Genomic DNA, 19,259 nt, shown 5'->3' on the forward strand with positions numbered 1-19,259 from the left:
TACAGCGACGAAGCCCGAGCCGAGACCTATGCTGACTGGTTGCACTACTATAATCACCACCGACCCCACACCGGCATCGGAGGCTCAACGCCCGCCCAACGCGTTCACAACCTCACGGGGAATTACACCTAAGAAGGTTCGCCAAGTAAAGAAGTCGTACCGACAATTCTCTGACAGCTCGATTTATAAGGTGCTTGTGGCACTGGATGAAGTTGCCGACCGTTCAGAAATCCGCAGTGGCTGGTTGAAGAACGCGGTCGAACCGATCTTGAACAGAAACGACATTCTGACATTCGGTATTGCAACGCCAGCCAAATACGGCGAGATGCCACGCAGTATTCTGGTGCCATTGCAGTGATCTGAAATCATTGCGCTCGCCGTGTGAAAATGAATGTGTGCCTCGGCCGGATTGCGCCGCGCCCGCGCGAACCTATATGCCGACTGCGAAATCCACTACCCTAGCCATAGTTGCGAGTTTCTGCGCGTACCTATGGCTCCTGCGCCGACCGAGAGCTTGCTTCCAGTGCACTGGCGGTAGCGGGGGAAGAGGAGGTTTCTACGATGACGGCACAGCCTGAACTTGCTGATTCTTCAAACGGCGGTCTGCCAGCCTCGGCACAATCCTCCTCCCAGGCCTCACAAGCCTCCTCCCAAACGAATATCGCCCCGGGCAGCATCGTCTTAGTCCGCGATGAAGAATGGCTCGTCACCGACGTCCGCACCGTCTACGAACGTGCCAACCATCGGGAGCTCGTCCCCACAAAACCGGCCAACCGGATTGACGTTGTCGGAGTTTCGGAACTCGTCCGGGACATGACCGCCACGTTCTTCGATTCGATCGACCACGTCCAAGTCCTTGACCCGCGAGAAGCTCCCCTTATGCACGACGCGAGTCCCCAGTTCCGGGACTCCCGCCTGTGGCTCGAAGCTGCCCTGAGCAAAACCGCCCTGCCGGCAGAACTCGCCGAACCGACCCTGTCGGACGGCATGCTGATCGATGTCAAGGACTACCAGCAGACACCCGTCCGCAAAATCCTTGACCCTGCAAACCTTCGCCCGCGGATCCTTCTGGCAGACGCAGTGGGCCTGGGCAAAACCATCGAAATCGGCCTCATCCTGTCCGAACTCATCCGCCGCGGCCGTGGCGAACGGATCCTGATCGTCACCCCGAAACATGTGCTGGAGCAGATGCAGCACGAAATGTGGACGAAGTTCGCCATCCCCTTTATCCGCTTGGACTCGCAGGGTATCCAGGCCATCCGCCGCAAACTGCCCGCCACCCGCAACCCCTTCGCGTACTTCAAACGCGTCATCATCTCGATCGACACCCTGAAGTCCGACCGCTACATGGCGCACCTGCGCCGCCACACGTGGGATGCCGTCGTCATCGACGAATCTCACAACGTCACCAACCAGTCGACACTCAACAACCGCCTGGCCTCAGTCCTGTCAGCGCAGACGGACGCTCTCATCCTGGCTTCGGCAACCCCGCACAACGGCAAGAAGGAATCCTTCGCCGAACTCATCCGCCTGCTCGAACCCACCGCGGTCCTGCCCGGCGGTGACATCGATAAGACAATGCTGGACCGCCTGGTTGTCCGCCGTCACCGCTACTCCGACGATGTCCGGCGCGAAGTCGGCGCCGATTGGGCTGAACGCGAGGAACCCCGTGCCATCCACGTTCCCGCCAGCCCCAAGGAAAACGAACTCGCCCGCGAACTCGACGAAGTCTGGCTCCATCCGCAAGGTTCCAGCCCCTATTCGGGTGAACGCAGCGCACTGTTCCCCTGGACCCTGGCGAAGGCTTTCCTGTCCAGCCCAACAGCCCTGCTCGAAACCGTGACCAACCGCCTTGCCCGCTTGCCCAAGCCGGGCGAAGCTGCCGCTGATTCACCGCGCCGCGGCACTACGGCCGCCGACCCCGAAGCCGTTGAACGCGAACGGCGCGCACTGGGCCGTCTGCAGCAGCTGGCCCAGGAACTCGAAGACGAAGTCGCTGCCAACCGCGCTGCCAAAAAACAGCAGACCGGCAAGTACGGTGCGCTCCTGAACTACCTGAAGGAAATCGGCATCAGCTCCCGAGGTGAAACTCGCGCAGTCGTGTTCGCTGAGCGGGTTGCCACTCTGGAATCGCTGCAGGAAAACCTCAAAACCGACCTCAAACTCCGCAAAGACCAGGTCGGAATTCTGCACGGCGGCCTGTCTGATGAAGAGCAGCAGGACATTGTCGAGTCCTTCAAGAGGGCCAATTCGCCGCTGCGCGTTTTGGTCACCGGCGATGTCGCCTCAGAAGGTGTCAACCTCCATTCCCACTCCCACCACCTGGTGCACTACGACATCCCGTGGTCACTCATCCGCATTGAGCAGCGCAACGGCCGTATTGACCGCTACGGCCAAACTCAACCACCGCAGATCACCACGCTCGTACTTGACCCTGACACCGAGGGCTTTGCCGGTGACATTCGTGTGCTCAAGAAGCTCATCGAAAAGGAAAACCAAGCCCACAAGGCTCTGGGCGACGCGGCAGCTCTCATGGGCCGCTACACGGCTGAAGCCGAAGAGCGCGCTATCCGCGAAGCGCTGGATCGCCGCGAAGACATCGACACCGTCATCCCGGACGTCGACGACGCCGACTTCGATGACTTCTTCAGCATCTTCGACGACGACCCCGACGCTGACCTCGACAACCCCACCACCACCCAGCCCGAAGGCCCGCGCAGCTCCAACGGCCTGTACGTGTATGACCGTGCGGTCGATTTCCTGCGGGATTCGCTGGCGTCTGTCTACAACGACAAGCAGTTTGAACAGCTGGCCTCTGATGGGGCCGGCGGGGGAGTCGGCTGGGATGAACACCCCAACCAGTCGATGGCCGAACTCCAGCCGCCACACGACCTCATGCGCCGCCTGGAAGCACTGCCCCAGTCGTACCGCACCGAACGTGACATCAAAAACCGCTTCCTGGTTGCCACCAGCAAAGACAAGGGCCGTCAGTCCGTTGACGAGGCTCGCAATGACCCCAATTCCACCAGCCTGTGGCCGGCTGCCCACTTCCTGGGTCCGCTACACCCACTGCTGGAATGGTCGGCTGACCGTGCTCTTTCGGGTGTTGAAAAACGAGGTGGAATCTACGCGGTCACGGGCACCGTTGAGGAACCGCACGTGCTCATGCAGGCGGCACTGCTCAATGAGCGCGGACTCACGGTGTCACTCATGTACCGCGACCTCATGTTCCCCAAGGACTTGGGCTTTGCGCTTCAGCAAGAGGTCGTACGGGTGAAGGACTTCCTGCGCGAAACCGGTATCGCTGAGGCTCGCTCGAACGCAGGCACGATCGACCTTTCGGAATACCAGCCGCTTGTTGCGCAGGCCTTCGACACGATGAACAGCGAGGTCAAGAACCTCACCGACGCTGCTGCACAGCACGCTGAACAGCGCGTGCGGGACTGGATGGACCAGACGGGTCAGTGGCGCCAGGCTGCTCTTGAGCTCAACCAGACGCAGACGCTTAAGCAGCGCACTCACCGCGTGGTTGACCAGGAAACGCTCATCAGTCAGATGAAGCCCAGCCGCACGCTGATCCGCCCGCTGGTGCTTGTTGTTCCGGAATCAGCCGCTGACCGTTCAGAGAGGAACGCCTGATGGAAGAAATCACCGTAGTTCAGGACTTCATGAGCGATGACTTCTTCACGTCCGGTGCTTCCAAACAGTCCTTTCAGAAGTTCGTGAAGGAACTGCGCGAACAGTTCGACGCAGAAGATACCCCGACACCGCTGTCACGCTGGTCGGGTGAACGCGGGCAGCTCCTGGGCAAGCTCATGCGCCTAGAGGTCGCTGACTCGGACGCTGTTATTGACTTCTACCGAGACCTGCTTGATCTGCTGGGCTACTTCACCGGACAGTTCAGCATTGAAACCCCGCAGAACGCGGACGGTTCCGAAGCTCCTTACTTGGAAGCCCGGGGCGGTTCAGTCGAATCCCTCCACACGCTCATTGTGTTTGCCAGCCCACAGGACGATGTTGAAGCGCTTCTCGACAAGCACGCCGCCACCCTGCTTGAGCCCATGCACTTGCCGGTCGAAGACTCCGAAAGAACCGAGGACTTCGATTCGGCCGGAGCGTTCCTGTCTCAGCGTTTTGCTGAAGACAACGCCCCTGCTTTTGCTCTGGTGCTGGCCGGCAAATACGCGCTGCTGACAGAACAGCAGAGGTGGCAGGAAGGCCGCTATGTGGCCATTGACTTAAGCCTGCTGTTTGAGCGCAATGACACCAAGAAGAACGGTGCCGTTGACCGCTTCTTCGCACTGGCATCCGCCGCAGCGCTCGCCCCGAATGCCGATGAGTCCATTTGGTTCAGCGGCGTGCTGGAAGAGTCCGTGAAGTTCACGGAATCCGTATCGGACGATCTGCGCGAAGCTGTCCGCGAGTCCATTGAAATCATTGCCAACGATGTTGTGCGCAGGCGGCGGGAACAGGGGCTCGAACCCTTGCCGCAGTCCGAAGCGCAGGAACTGGCAAAAGAAGCCCTGCGCTTTCTCTACCGCATTCTGTTCCTGCTGTATTCGGAAGCGTCCCCGGAACTCGAGGTTGTGCCCGCCGGCACCGCCGAGTACCAGGCGGGCTACAGCTTGGACCGTCTGCGTGATCTCACCTTGGTGCCCATTACGAATTCCGGCAGCGGCACTCACCTGTACGACTCCCTGGCCGTTCTGTTCCGCCTGGTTCAAGACGGACACAACGAACTGCGCACAGAGGACCCGGCGGAGGCTGATTCCGAAGGCCTTGTGTTCCATTCCCTCGAAGCTGACCTGTTCAGCCGCGAGGCCACCAAGTACATCGACCAGGTGGGGCTGAGCAACGAACAGCTGCAGAACGTGCTGTCGCGTCTGCTCATGACCAGGGAAACGGGCAAACGCGACCGCGGCTTCATCAGCTACGCCGAACTCGGCATCAACCAGCTGGGCAGGGTCTATGAAGGGCTCATGTCCTATACGGGCTTCTTTGCCGAAACCGACCTCTACGAAGTCGCGCCCGATGGCAAAGCGGACAAGGGTTCATGGGTTGTTCCCGTCAGTGAAGCCGAAGAGATCGAACAGAAGCATTTCGTCACCTACGAAGATTCGGTGACGGGGGAACGTCGAAAGGTTCTGCACCCGCAGGACAGCTTCGTGTTCCGCCTGTCAGGCCGGGAACGCCAACAGTCAGCCTCCTACTACACACCGGAAGTACTGACCCGCTTCACCGTGTCGCAGGCACTCGAAGAGCTCATCACTGATGACATGAGTGCGGAGGACATTCTGCAGCTCACGGTGTGCGAACCCGCCCTGGGCTCCGGAGCCTTCGCTCTGGAGGCCGTTAATCAGCTGGCCCAGGCCTACCTCAAGCGCCGTCAGGATGAGCTGGGCCAGAAGATCGATCCGGGCGACTATCCGGCACAGCTGCAGAGGACGAAAGCGTACATTGCCCTGCACAATGTGTACGGCGTTGACCTCAATTCGACAGCTGTGGAACTGGCCGAAATCACCCTGTGGCTGGGCACCATGGTCAAAGGCCTGGCTGCACCGTGGTTTGGGCTGCGCCTGCGTCGCGGCAATTCGCTCATTGGTGCTCGCCGTTCTACGTATACCAAGGCACAGATCGATGCGAAGGACTGGCTGACGCAGTCACCCACCAGGGTGCCGATGAGTGAAACCCGCACACTGGGAACCGTGTACCAGTTCTTGCTGCCCGGTGATGGGTGGGGCGCCGCAGCTGACTCCTCACAGGACAAGAAGCTCGCACCGGAAGGGGCAAAAGCCCTGCGCACCTGGCGGAACTCCACCCGGAAGAAGCTGACAAAAGCGCACGTGGAACGGCTGCAGGCGCTGTCGGAGCGGGTCGACGCGGTGTGGGAATTTGCCCTGCACAGGCTGCTGATTGCCGAAGCAGAAATGCGGCGGACCGTTCCCCTGTGGGGCCGGGAAGAAACGCTGCCCGGTTCGACCGTTACCCGCGCGCAAATCGAAGAGGCCCTGCGGGATGCAAATGGTTCCTACCAGCGGCTGCGCCGTGTGATGGATGCCTGGTGTGCCCTGTGGTTCTGGCCCCTGACAGAAATTGAGGCACAGCCACCCACGGTCGATGAATGGCTCGATGGCTTGGAGCAATTGCTGGGTACGCCCTTTGAGCGCCGACGGGGTGTAGCCACTGCCCGGAAACATGGGCAGTCGATGCTCGATGAGGACATCAACTGGGATGCTCTGGGCGATGCCGAATACAACGACAGAGTCTACGCGGGAGCAGTCGCTGATGTCGCTTCTTTTGTTGAGCAGACCCCGTGGCTGCAGAAAGCAGAACAGATCGCCCAGCAGCACGGTTTCTTCCACTGGGAACTCGACTTCGCGACTGTCTTCAGCCGTGGTGGTTTTGACCTGCAGGTGGGTAATCCACCCTGGGTGCGGCCTCGTGGGGATGTCGAAGCTCTACTGGCAGAGTTTGATGTGTGGTGGACTCTCGCCCACAAACCGTCCCAGGCCGCCAAGAACGAACGTAGGACGCGGACTCTAGAAGCACCAGGGGCTCACGAGTTCGTGACCGATGGTTCTACAGACGTCGTCTGCTTGGCGGAATTTGTCAGGAACAAGACGACTTATCCGCTGATTTCTGGAACTCAGCCCGACTTGTACCGCTGCTTTATGGAGCAGACGTGGAAACACGTCAGCAACGATGGAATTGTGGGACTGATCCACCCCGAAACCCACCTGACAGATCAAAAAGCTGTGAATCTTCGCGGTGGCGCGTACCGACGTTTGCGCCGACACTGGCAGTTCGTCAACGAACTTATGCTGTTCGAGATTGACCATCACGTGCAATATGGCGTTCATGTATACGGAAAGAGCCGTGCACCTGAATTTATCCAGGCTGTCAATCTCTACCATCCCGACACCGCGGAGCGCTCACTCCTGCACGACGGAAGTGGCGAAGAACCCGGTCTGAAGAACCCGGAAGGGCAGTGGGACCTACGCCCTCACGCAAACCGCATCGTCCATGTGGACCGCCTCACTCTAGCGCAGTGGCAGAAATTTCACGGCGATGAAGACCAGAACGCTGCGTCGCCAGCCATGGTGTATTCCGTCAACCGTTCAGCGGAGTCAGTACTCGAGAAACTTTCGGGTGCACCGCGAGTCGGTGAACTGGAGCCCATGTTCAGCCGTGGCTGGGATGAATCAATTGACAGAAAAAATGGCCGGTTCATTCAAGAGTGGGGTGGGCCTGAGTCCTGGAAGGGCGTCATCTTGCAGGGGCCGCACCTGCATGTTGCTGACCCGTTCTATAAACAGCCCAACCAGTCAATGACCAATAACCTCGACTGGTCAGACGTCGATCTGGAACAGTTGCCGCCTGATGCAATCCCTGTGACGGGGTACAAGCCGGTGCACGACGGCCAGTACGACTCGTCTTACACCCACTGGGATGTGGGCGGCGAGCGCGTGTCCGCGCGCGATTACTACCGCATTGCGTGGCGTCGAATGGCTGCGAATACGGGCGAAAGGACACTCATCCCGGCAATCATTCCGCCGGGTGCCGCTCACGTGAACCCAGTGCACACGGTTGCATTCCCGCAGGGCGATCATGCTTCGGTGGTTCTTGCAGCGGGCGTCCTAGGATCGTTGCTCAACGACTTTGCCATTCGGGTGGTGACAAAATCTGAGATCGGTTTCCCTCAGGTGAGGCGACTGCCCCACCCGGAATTTACGCTGGGACTGCGGAGTTCTCTGGCATTGCGGGTCTTGCGCCTCAACTGCCTGACGGACGAATACGCAGAACTGTGGAATGACGCTGCGTCACTTGTCTCTTCCGACGACAAGTGGACATGTTCTCACCGCTTTGCAAGGTCTGTCCCCCTTGGTGACGTGTCCTCCACGTGGACTCCCGCGTCGCCTCTCCGTCTGGCCGCTGACCGATATCAGGCACAGGTCGAAATAGACGCGCTCGTTGCTCTGAGCCTTGGCATTACGGCTGATGAGCTGTGCGCTGTGTACCGCACGCAGTTCCCCGTTCTGTACGGCTATGACCAGGGACGGGGCCAGGGCGCTCGCTGGTATGACGTCAACGGGCGGCTGGTCCCTGGGGATGTGCTTAAGGTGTGGGAAACGTTGGGCGACAGCGCAAGCTCTGACGACTTCACGGCAACGAACGCTCAGGGCTATACCTATGAGTACGTGCCGCCGTTCATCACTTTGGACAGGGAAGAGGACATGCGCACAGCCTATGCGGAATTCGAGCGCCGCTTTGGGGGTGAACTGTGAGCCAGCTACTTCCGACCCTCCAAGCGCAGACCATCCAGGATTCTCTGCGCGACTACCTGACGACTACCTTCGGTCTAGCGGACTCAGCAGCACAGCACGCTTTGGAAGAGTTCCTCACGGAAGAACAGTCGGGCATTTTCCGCGGGCCGTACATTCGCACTCGCACCCCGTTCAAACCGAGCGCACGCACCGACAATCCGCTCGACATTACGCCGGGTAAACACACTCCCTATGGCCACCAGGCAGAAGCCTTCGCCCGCCTGTCCACTCGGGGCCTCGCACCGCACGAACGCCCCAAGCCCACCCTCGTGACCACCGGCACGGGTTCGGGTAAAACAGAGTCCTTCCTCTACCCGATCCTCGACCACGTGGTCCGCTACAAACGCGCGGGCGGGGCAGGCATCAGCGCGCTCATCCTGTACCCCATGAACGCTCTAGCCACCGACCAGGCCCAGCGCTTGGCACAGATGATCACCACCGACCCTCAGTTCCAGGGCATCCGCGCGGCAATCTACACGGGTGAAACCGGGGATTCTGAACGTTCGGCCGTAACAGCAGACGGACTCATCAACGTCCGAGAAGCCATTCGCGGTAACCCGCCGGACATCCTGCTGACCAACTACAAGATGCTCAACCAGCTGCTGCTGCGCCAAGCCGATGCGCGCCTGTGGGAAGAAAGCGCCCTGTCACTGCAGTACCTGGTGCTCGATGAATTCCACACCTACGACGGCGCTCAGGGCACCGACGTGTCCATGTTGCTGCGCAGGCTGGGTCTCAAACTCAAAAAACACTGGCCGGACAGCGACCCTCGGATTACCGACGCCCACCGGCAGCGACCGCTAGGCAGGGTGACACCCGTTGCGACTTCCGCAACCATGGGCGACAACGCTGGACCCGACGACATTCTGCGTTTTGCCCACACCGTGTTCGGCGAAGAATTCAACTCCGACGCGGTCGTGACAGAGTCCCGCTACTCTGTGGCCGAATGGACCGAACTTCCCGGTGGGCAGCTGACAGAACAGCAAAAGCAGCTGGAGGCCGCTGACTTCGAAGTACTCAACATCGGTGCAGCGCTCGAATGGATCGCTCGGGGCGAAAACCACGAAGACAGGGCACGGCGGGCACTGGCAACAACGTTCCAGCTGAAGCGGGCGAGCACAGAAACCACACTGGCAGCACTGGATGCCACTGAATGGGACGATATTCGGTCGAGCCTGGGAGAAGATTCTGCACAGTGGCTCAGCGCCGTCAAGGGCAATGCGTGGTTGGGTCAGCTGTATGAGCAGACGCGCACGGCAGTGCACATTCGCGATCTTGCCCACGCGCTCATTCCCAGCGCCCGCCGCACCACCGGCAACGTATACGAATACGTGGCACTGGTTGTTGCGGGGCTCAGCTGGGTGCGCAGCCGGGAAAAGCTCGCCGCTCCTACGGTCGATGTTCACCTGTGGGTGCGTGCGCTCAGCCGTATTGACCGTGAAATCAGCCTGCAGCCGGCATTCCGCTGGTTTGATGACGGCGCAGCGGACGACACCGCAGCGCCGGTTCTGCCCGCCCAGTACTGCCGCAACTGTGGGCGCTCCGGGTGGGCGGCAATGCGCAGTCCGGAGAGCGAACTCAAACTCGCAGCGGCAGATTCTGATGCGAATATTCGCCGTGAAGCCGTGCGCGGCTCTACCGCGGTGCGCACACTCATCCTGGCTGAAGCCGAGGCCGCGGAATTCCGTGAACATGACGGTGATGACGCTTACCAGCACGAACGTCTGTGGGGCTACCGTGTGGAGACCCGTGACTTCATCAAAGCCGAAGATGTCTTCGGGTTGACTGTCAGTGATGAATACGCGGCGGAATTTGATGAGGGCCTCATCGTGCCCGTGCTTCGCTTTGACGGCAAGGAGGCTGATGAACGCTCACAGTCTGACACCTGCCCGGCCTGCGGTGAACGTGACGCCATCCGGTTCCTGGGAGCGGCTGTGGCAACCATGCTGTCAGTTGCCCTGTCGACCGTGTTCGGTGAACACGAACTCGATGCTGACGAAAAGAAGACCCTCGTCTTTGCTGACTCCGTGCAGGATGCCGCCCATCGGGCCGGTTTTGTCGAATCGCGTTCGCACACTCTGACGCTGCGCGCAGCCATGGCCCACGCTGCTGGTGATGGCATCAGGCTGAGTGACTTGGCTGCCGCAATGGCAGATGCTGCCCAGACGGCAAGCGAACGCTACAGGCTTCTGCCGCCGGAAATGACGGGCGATCGTTTCCCCAAGATTGCCGACTGGTGGCGACGACCGCACTCACCTGCCCGCCAGGGCCGCCGCCAGGTGGAAAAGCGCTTGGAATTCGACACTGCACTCGAATTCGGGCTGCAGGCCCGCTACGGCCGCACACTCGAAACCACAGGTGCGCTGTCCGCGCTCGTATCCCTGCCCAAAGGCACACTCGACGCTGTTGACGAGCTGTTCACGGTCGATGCCGTTCAGGCAGCTGCTGAGTTCGACGATGACTTCTTCACTGACCCTGTTCGCCGTGAAGCGTGGGTGCGCGGCGTGCTCCATCACATGCGCACGAGCGGTGCCATCAACCACGAATGGCTCGATAAGTACAAGAGCAACAGGGGAGCGCGCATCTGGATTTGGGGCAAACGTCGCCGCAATGACGGAATGCCTGCCTTCCCGCGCGGTCGCAGTGCACCGGCGTTCCCCACCGTCGGAATTAAGGGCGGCAGTACTGAATCTGCTTTTGAACCCGCTGACAGTCCAGCCGGTTGGTACGCCCGCTACACCGCGAAGGTTCTGGGTGTGTCCAAATCTCACGGTGCCGTGCTGGCCCGGGACCTGCTGGCCAAACTCACCTCGGTGGGATTGTTGACCTGTACCACCGTGGAAAACGGCGATGGCCGCGTCTACGGGCTTGAACCTGACAACGTCGAACTCATCCTGCCTGACGGGCCCGCACCGCGGCTCATCTGTTCGGTGTGCCGCACCGACTTCCCCATAGCAGAAGCAGGCGCGACGGCACTCGAGGGCACACCGTGTCTGCTGGTGGGCTGCTCCGGTCAGCTGGAGCGCAACGACATCGGCCCGAACTTCTACCGGGGCCTGTACCGGGGTGGGAACCTGTCGAGGATCGTTGCGCGTGAACACTCGAGCATCCTCAGCGACAAAACCCGCCGTGAATACGAAGACGGCTTCAAAGGCAGTGCGGATAATCCGGCAGCCCCCAATGTTCTGGTGGCCACACCGACGCTTGAGATGGGCATCGACATCGGCGATCTTTCCAGCGTCATGCTCGCCTCACTGCCAAGAACCGTTGCCTCTTACGTGCAGCGCGTGGGCCGTGCTGGCCGTCTGACCGGTAATGCGCTGAACCTGGCATTCGTCACTGGGCGCGGCCGTGAGCTTGCAACACTGAACAACCCCGAAAGCATCATCAACGGCGCTGTCGTTCCACCAGCTACGTACCTGGATGCTGTCGAAATCATCAAACGTCAGTATCTGGCGTACCTGTGCGACCTCATCGCCGATGACGGTGAGGCCGTGGAACCGCAGACAGCACTCGACCTCTTTTCTGCCGGAGAGAAACCGTCACAGTACCTGCTGGCGCTGGCTGAGAAGAACACGCACAGCGGGCCCGAACATGTCGATGAGTTCCTGGGCAGCCTGGACGGCTTCGTCCGCGAAGCCGCAGAAGAGCTGCGCCAGTGGGCAGCGGTGAATGACGACGGTGATTCCGGGCTGGCTTCAGCACTGTGGAAAGCACGCGGTCGCTACACCGACGAACGCGAACAGCTGCAGCGTAGGCTCAGGGAAATCTCTGCGAGCCTGCCAAACCTTGAAAGAGCGGACACCGTAGGCGACGACGAAGACAAGCGCGCCTTCCGTCAAGCCCGAGCAGCACAGCGGGCGGCCGAAAAAGCCCTCCGCAGCCACGACTACTGGATCAGCGCGCTCGAACTGGCGGGCCTGCTTCCCAACTACACACTGCTGGACGACACAACAGAACTCGACGTCAGCGTCCGCTGGAGCAACGAACAGCGCGGCGAAGTCGAATACCAAAGCGACTCCTTCACAATTGAGCGCGGCACCAGCCTGGCCATCCGCGACTTCGCCCCCGGGGCCACGTTCTACGGGCAGGGAATGGCCATTCGCGTCGACGCGGTTGACTTCGGCATCGACGAATCCGATGTCTACACGCTCAGCCTGTGTCCCGAGTGCGGTTACACGCACGATTCACGCACCGCGGACATGACAATGCGCGAATGCCCGCGCTGCACCAGCCAGGGCATTGCCGATGCGGGCCAGCGCGTTCAGGCGCTCGCCCTGCGCAAGGTCTTGGCGATGGTCAACCGCGACGAAGCACGCATTTCTGACCGCGATGATGACCGCAGGCAGCGCTCCTTTGAAATCCGCGCGCTGGCTGACATCGACAAGTCCAGAGCACAGCGCGTGTGGTACACCGACGGCTATGACTTCGGTGCGGCCTACCTCAGCTCCGTTGCCGTGCGGACCGTCAACTTCGGTGCACGCGCCAGCGGAAGACCGTTGATGGCCAGCGGTGAAGAGGTCAAAAGTGTGGGCTTCACCGTCTGCGAAGGCTGCGGCCAGTTGGACAGCATGGCCAACGAAAACAAGCCCACCGACCACAGGCCGTGGTGTGCTTACCGCAAGGCTCTGACGGAAAACAATCGCACGCTCGTGCTGACCCACACCCTCGACACCCAGGGTGCGCTGCTGCGGCTGCCGGCAGCACTGCTGGTGGGCGATTCCTATGCAGTGCCCAGCCTCGAAGCAGCCATCCGCTTGGGCCTGACCCAGCGATTGGGCGGTGAACCCACCCACATTGGGATCCTGCGCACAGAAGCACCGCAAACTGAGGGCGGTGTGGTATCCGCTCTGCTGCTGCACGACCAAGTGCCCGGCGGAACCGGATACCTGGCGGAACTGGCCGAACCGGCAAACGTCTGGAAGATCCTGTGGGACGCGTGGCAAACCGTTCGCAGCTGCGCCTGCAAGACCGACAGCGTCAACGCGTGCTCCAACTGCATCCTCCCGTTCGAACAACCAGGCCAAATGGTCAGCCGAGCAAGCGCCGAACGAGCTCTCGAACTGATCCTCACCGCCGGACGCAGCTCCATGCCCGGTCCGGAAGACGTGTGGGAGACAACGGAAGAAGAACCAGAAAAGGCAAGCTTCGCCTCGGTCCTTGAGGGGCGGTTCTTCCAGGTGTTCCGGGAGCGGATGCAGAAAGCCGGCATGGACGTGCGCGAAACCGTTGACCACAGCGGACTTAGCCGACTGACTCTGTCACGGCCCGGGATTGCGCTGGAGTGGACACTCAAACCGCAGCCGCAAGTCGACGGTGTGACAAAACCCGACTTCGAACTGAGCTGCAATGTGCCGAAGGTCCCGTCGATCTACATCTACACCGACGGTTTCGGATATCACGCTATCCACAGCCACCAACGGCTTGCGGACGATGCCGCGAAACGAGCCTACCTGCGCGGGCAGGGTCACGCTGTTGTGTCACTAACACACGACGATGTCGAAACGGCAGCTGTCGGGCGGCAAGCAGATATGCCGGAGTGGTTCTCGCCGAAGGTGGAAGCGAAGATCATCCACGACAAGCGCATCGACTGGACAACCCGCACAACCGAGCTGTTGCGCAACCCGATGGAATATCTGTTGCGGTTGGTGCTCGACATGCGCAGCGTCGGTGCCGACGAACTCATCCCGCGCGAATACACGTACGTGGGCCGGTGGGCTCCCATGTTCTTCATCCGCAAAGCCGTAGACGTCGATGCCGAACGCGGCCTGTACACGGCGCTCATGGAAGCCATGACCTCCGGGGACGCTCCAGCGGGGAATGACCAGGTGTCGGTGTGGAAGAGCGGGCCCTTGTCCGTCATGGTGCAGCCTCCCACCGCATCTCACTCCAGCCCGACGATCGCCGCGCTGCTCGATGACCGTGACTACGGGGCGGAAGGCTTTATGGAGGCGTGGAAGACCTGGCTGCACTTGAGCAACTTGCTCAACTTCCGACAGCTGAGCGACGGCGAAGCGACCATTGCGACCGTCACCCAGCAGCAGAGCGTTGACGCCGTGCCCAGCCGACGTCCCGATGTTCAACGGGCTGCCGGTATCGAGGTTGAAAGTGCGGTTCCGCAGTGGGCGAGGGTGCTCGATGATGACCTGCTGGGAGACAGCGAACGACAGCTGTTGGGCGAACTCGCCCAACACCCGGGAACGCCGGTACCTGACATCGGTGAAGAGTCCGCCGGAGGCATCCCGATGGACTTCAGCTGGAGTGAACAGAAAGTCGTCGTGCTGTTCGAACCGGAAGACGAAGACATCGCTGACCTCACGGACGAAGGGTGGACGGTCGTCAAACCCACGGTGGAGGACATCGTGGCTACATTGCTCGTCAATAGTGGAGGGGACAGCTGATGGCGTTTACGCTGCACACGAGTGCGCTCAAAGTCGACGGTTCCATCAAGTCGCGCGTGCTCGACTTCATTGGGAAGCTCAACAGCGACCCAACCGGTGTGGGCTTGCATATTGAGCCGATTCACCATTCGCGGGACAAGCGGGTTCGCACCGGGCGGGTCAATGTTTTTTGGCGAGCCGTCCTGTTCAAACTCAATGAAAACGGCGGCACCCACTGGCTGATCTACGGCTTCTTCCCCCACGACAAGGCCATTGAGCTGGCCAAGAAGATCACCCTGGACTTCAACCCCGTCAGCGGTGTGTCCGAAATTCACGTGGTCGACAAAGTCGATCACGAAGAATTCGACGCTCAGCTCAGCGCGCAGAAGGAGCAGGACCCGGTTGAGGATGCCTCTGCCGCGGGTGCGCCATCTGCTGGTGCTCCCGTTGTGGAGTCGGGTGCGGAGGCCGGTGCGGATGTTCCTCCCGGTACCGCGGAACCCCCTGCCGAGGTGCCCGCGGCCGGACCACACGATGTTGTCTTCGGTGATAAACCCCTGGCTGAAACCTTGGGCGCTCTCACCGACGAACACCTGCGCGACCAGCTGGGACTGAGTCCCAAATACATTGCCGAAGCCCGCGCTGTCAGCAGCGTCGATGCTCTGCTGACAGTCCTCGATCGCGTCAGCGCGCCGGAATGGCAGGCCGATGCACTGCTCGATCTGGCCGCCGGATTGAGTATCGATGAAGTGCGGGACAAGCTCGGCATCGCGGGGTCTGCCGGCGCGGATGCTGCAGCAGATGATGCTCGTGATGACGACGAAAGACTGCTTAAAGGTCTGCGCGCACCCGCCGCGCGTCTGACATTCGCTGACTTCGGCGACGACCAAGAAGAGCTGCGCCGTGTATTCGAAGACAACGATTTCAGTGCTTGGCGAGTGTTCCTTCACCCAGAACAGCGGCGATACGCCTGGAAGGACTACAAAGGCCCCTTCCGACTCACCGGCGGTGCCGGGACCGGCAAAACAGTCGTCCTCGTGCACCGGGCAGTCCGCCTTGCCTACGGCAAAGGCGAGGGGATCTACGGACAAGGCTCCGATGCAATCGGAGCCGGAACTCCACCTCGTGTGGTGCTGACGACCTTCACATCGACACTGGCGGACAGCCTTGTCGAACAAGTGCAGAAACTCGACCCGGTCACCCCGCGAGCAAGCGGGCTCGGGCAGGACGGCATGCACATCAAGCACGTGGATGCGCTCGTGAGTGAAGTGCTTATGAAAGCAGAGGAAGACGAACTCGCGCTGGCTGCGCAAAGCGTGCTCGGCACCGCGCGGACAACCGTGATTCAGCGTCGCGCCGATAACAAAGACGAACTGTGGCAGCGCGTGGCAACCATGTACGCCGAACAGCTGCCCGAACGCGGCAGCGACGAGGAGTTCCTGCGGGACGAATACCAGCAGATTGTGCTTCCCAATGGCATTACCGAACGCAAGGAGTATCTGAGGGTCAGGCGGCCCAACAGGAGAGTGCGGCTCAGCCGCGGCCAGCGCGACGCAGTGTGGGATGCCTTCGAGGCATACCGCGCACAGGGGTCGGGGGCAGAGTCTGTCAGCTGGGAGGAATCGCGGCACATCGCGGCCGCGGTTCTGGCTGCCCGCGCACGTGCAGTCGATGTCCCCGGGGCTGGAGCAGCGCAGCGGCGCGGCGGATATGTGGCCGACCATGTGCTGATCGACGAAGGACAAGACCTCACGCCGGGCGCCTGGATATTCTTGCGCGCACTGGCGCCCGAAGGCCGCAACGACATGTTCCTGGCCGAAGACGCCCACCAGCGGATCTACGGCAAACCGATCGTGCTGTCCCGCATGGGCATTCAGATTGTGGGACGTTCGCGACGGCTGACACTGAACTACCGAACCACGCGCAAGATTCTGAACTTCGCCATGCAAATTCTCGAAGGCCATACATTCGTTGACAGCGACGGTGACGCCGCAACGCTGCACGGGTACAGGTCTGTCCGCGACGGATACTCCCCGAAGGTACAGGGCTTTGCCACACCGGATGAAGAAGCCGAACACATTGGGCAGCTGGTGCGCTCGTGGCTCGAATACGCCCAGCAGGAAGGTCACCGGCCCGAAGAAATGGGCATCCTGGTGCGCAACACCCGGCAGCAGGCCGACATTGTGCGCAGACTCGGCGAAGCAGGCATCACCGTCAAGAGCGCAGACCGCGGAAAGATGCCGACCGGCGCACCCGTTGTCCTCACCATGCACCGGGCAAAGGGGACAGAGTTCGTCAACGTTGTCCTCATGGGGGTTGGCGAAGACGTCATCCCCGCAAAGATGCTCCGCCGGATGACATCGGAAGATGCACGCGAAGACTTCCTGCTGCGTGAACGCTCGCTTCTCTACGTCGCAGCAACCCGCGCTCGCGACAACCTGTACGTCACCTACGTGGGCAAACAGAGCCCGATGCTGCCTGTTGGCGAGGAGTAAGCGCGGTCCGGCTGAAGTTGGAGCGTTTATCCCACACTTTCCAAGTGCGCAGGGGCGCCGTTGAAGTTCTGTCCCGTGGTTTGAGTCAGCTGGCAATTACGACTATTAGAAAACATGTCATGAAACGGCAAAAGTGCGATAGCGCTCTGTGGCTCTAGCGGGTTGGAGCCACAGCAGGATCTAGTCCAGTTTTTCGGCTGGGTCAACCAGATAAAAATGATCAGAATTGCGTAAGCACTCTAAAGCTGGTGTGCGTTTGGTGACCACTCGCTTAGCTTTTCCGTTTGTGTTCACGATCCAGTCCCGCTCCTGACTTAGCGCACGTGAGTGTGGTTTCGGGGTCCGTGGGGCTGTGACCTGGGGTTTTGTCTTTCGGAATGGTGGTTTTGGGACACTAATCGTGTGGTATTTGTGAGGAAGGTCCGGACTGCTTCAGGGGCGACTGCGGTTCAGGTCGTAGAAAAGCGTCGTGGGAAACTGCGGGTGATCAAGCATGTGGGCTCAGCGCATACCGATGCTGAGCTTGGCCTGCTGATGGATCGTGCCGACGAGATCTTGGTTGGCGATCAGGGAGTGCTCGATCTTGGGATCGAGGATGCGGTGAGGCAGGAATCAGTGTTGCCAGGTCCTGGGAGACAGTCCCAGCTTCTGGAGCCTGCGCACACTGTCGAGGGTCCGCCGGTGGTGAGTCGGCCGCGCACGATCGGGGCGGTGTCGGATGTGTTGTGGTCCACGCTGGAAGCGGCGTATACGAACCTGGGTTTCGACGTGGTCGGTGATGAGGTGTTCAAGCAGGTGGTGCTGGCCAGGCTGGTAGAGCCGACCTCGAAGCGCGATACGGTCCGGGTGCTGACCGAACTCGGGGTGCCGGCCCCGCACGTGTCAACGATCTATCGGCATCTGGCCAGGGCTCAGGAGAAGAAGTACCGGGATATGATCGCGTCGAAGTGCTTTGCTCACTGTCTCAGCGACGGTGATGTCAGCTTGGTGATGTACGACGTGACGACCCTGTATTTCGAAGCCGAGCACGAAGACGGACTACGCAAAGTTGGATACTCCAAAGAACGGCGCGTGGACCCTCAGATCGTCGTTGGTCTGCTGGTGGATCGGACCGGGTTCCCGCTAGAGATCGGTTGCTTTGAGGGCAACAAAGCAGAAACGAAGACGCTGCTGGAGATCATCGAGCGTTTCCAGACCCGCCATGGTATCGCTGACATGGTCGTTGTCGCTGATGCCGGGATGCTCTCAGCAGCCAACCTCAAAGAGCTCGATGAGGCCGGACTGCGGTTCATCGTCGGCTCAAAAAATGACGAAAGCACCCAACAATTTGGCCTCACATTTCCGGTGGCACGGGGATGGGTTCACCGACGGGCAGATCGTCGACACCGTCACCCCACGCTACGGCAGAACGGCCACCAACGACGTTCTGCTGCGCGAGGAACCAGCGTGGAATCCAGAGCAGATGGACAAGAACTGGCGGGCAGTATGGGCATTCTCACGCAAACGAGCGCTACGGGATCAGCAGACCCTGAACCTCCAGGCCAACCGTGCTCAAGAGATCATCGACGGGCAACGCCAAGTGAGGTCCACGAGGTTCGTCAAGACCACAGCAGCCGGGCGGAAACTCGACGAAGCCGCGCTCAACCGCGCCCGCCGCCTGGTCGGACTCAAGGGCTACGTCACGAACATCCCCGCCACGATCATGCCCGCCAAGGAGATCATCAGCTCCTATCACGACCTGTGGCAGGTCGAGCAGTCCTTCCGAATGTCGAAGTCCGACCTTGCAGCCCGGCCGATCTTCCACCACACCCGCAACGCGATCGAAGCCCACCTGACCATCGTGTTCACCACACTTGCCATCGCCCGCCACACCCAAGCCAGGACAGGACTGTCGCTAAAGCAAATCATCACCACGCTGCGGCCCATCCACGCCGCGCTCATCGAGACCAACGGAAAGATCATGAAGATCTCCGCCCGCATCCCAGACAACGCCGCAAAAATCATCACCCAAATCAAGGCAGAACCGGGACACTAAACAAATGCGCTAAGTCAGGTCCGAG

At 60.6% G+C, this 19,259-nt stretch carries 7 protein-coding genes and 1 pseudogene; all 8 read left to right on the forward strand.

Features of this window, described 5'->3' with window-relative positions; all coding sequences use genetic code 11:
• A partial coding sequence (locus DCC24_RS11440; protein ID WP_136089821.1) for an integrase core domain-containing protein occupies window positions 1–132 on the forward strand: 132 nt, incomplete at its 5' end.
• 64 nt (window positions 133–196) lie between these two features.
• A complete protein-coding gene (locus DCC24_RS12110) occupies window positions 197–358 on the forward strand; it encodes a hypothetical protein (RefSeq protein WP_158278452.1) in 162 nt (53 codons plus the stop codon).
• 203 nt (window positions 359–561) lie between these two features.
• Entirely contained in the window at window positions 562–3,639 is a 3,078-nt protein-coding gene (locus DCC24_RS11445) for a helicase-related protein (RefSeq protein ID WP_110100036.1), read from the forward strand.
• Window positions 3,639–8,285, forward strand: coding sequence for a class I SAM-dependent DNA methyltransferase (locus tag DCC24_RS11450; RefSeq protein ID WP_110100037.1), 4,647 nt, complete (start codon window positions 3,639–3,641; stop codon window positions 8,283–8,285). The genes DCC24_RS11445 and DCC24_RS11450 overlap by 1 nt, the downstream gene beginning before the upstream one ends.
• A 308-nt stretch (window positions 8,286–8,593) precedes the next feature.
• A complete protein-coding gene (locus DCC24_RS11455; RefSeq protein ID WP_233492081.1) occupies window positions 8,594–14,725 on the forward strand; it encodes a DEAD/DEAH box helicase in 6,132 nt (2,043 codons plus the stop codon).
• Window positions 14,725–17,199 (forward strand): 3'-5' exonuclease, encoded by a 2,475-nt coding sequence (locus DCC24_RS11460; protein WP_110100039.1) that lies wholly within the window; start codon window positions 14,725–14,727, stop codon window positions 17,197–17,199. Before DCC24_RS11455 ends, DCC24_RS11460 begins: the two co-directional genes overlap by 1 nt.
• 534 nt (window positions 17,200–17,733) lie before the next feature.
• Window positions 17,734–18,507: pseudogene (locus tag DCC24_RS12680) on the forward strand (IS1634 family transposase); the annotation flags it as partial.
• Window positions 18,508–18,661: 154 nt separating this feature from the next.
• Window positions 18,662–19,234 (forward strand): IS1634 family transposase, encoded by a 573-nt coding sequence (locus tag DCC24_RS12685; protein WP_369860322.1) that lies wholly within the window; start codon window positions 18,662–18,664, stop codon window positions 19,232–19,234.
• Window positions 19,235–19,259 lie beyond the last annotated feature (25 nt).

Origin of the sequence: Auritidibacter sp. NML100628 (assembly GCF_003185985.1) — a bacterium.
Taxonomy (GTDB): Bacteria; Actinomycetota; Actinomycetes; order Actinomycetales; family Micrococcaceae; genus Auritidibacter; species Auritidibacter ignavus.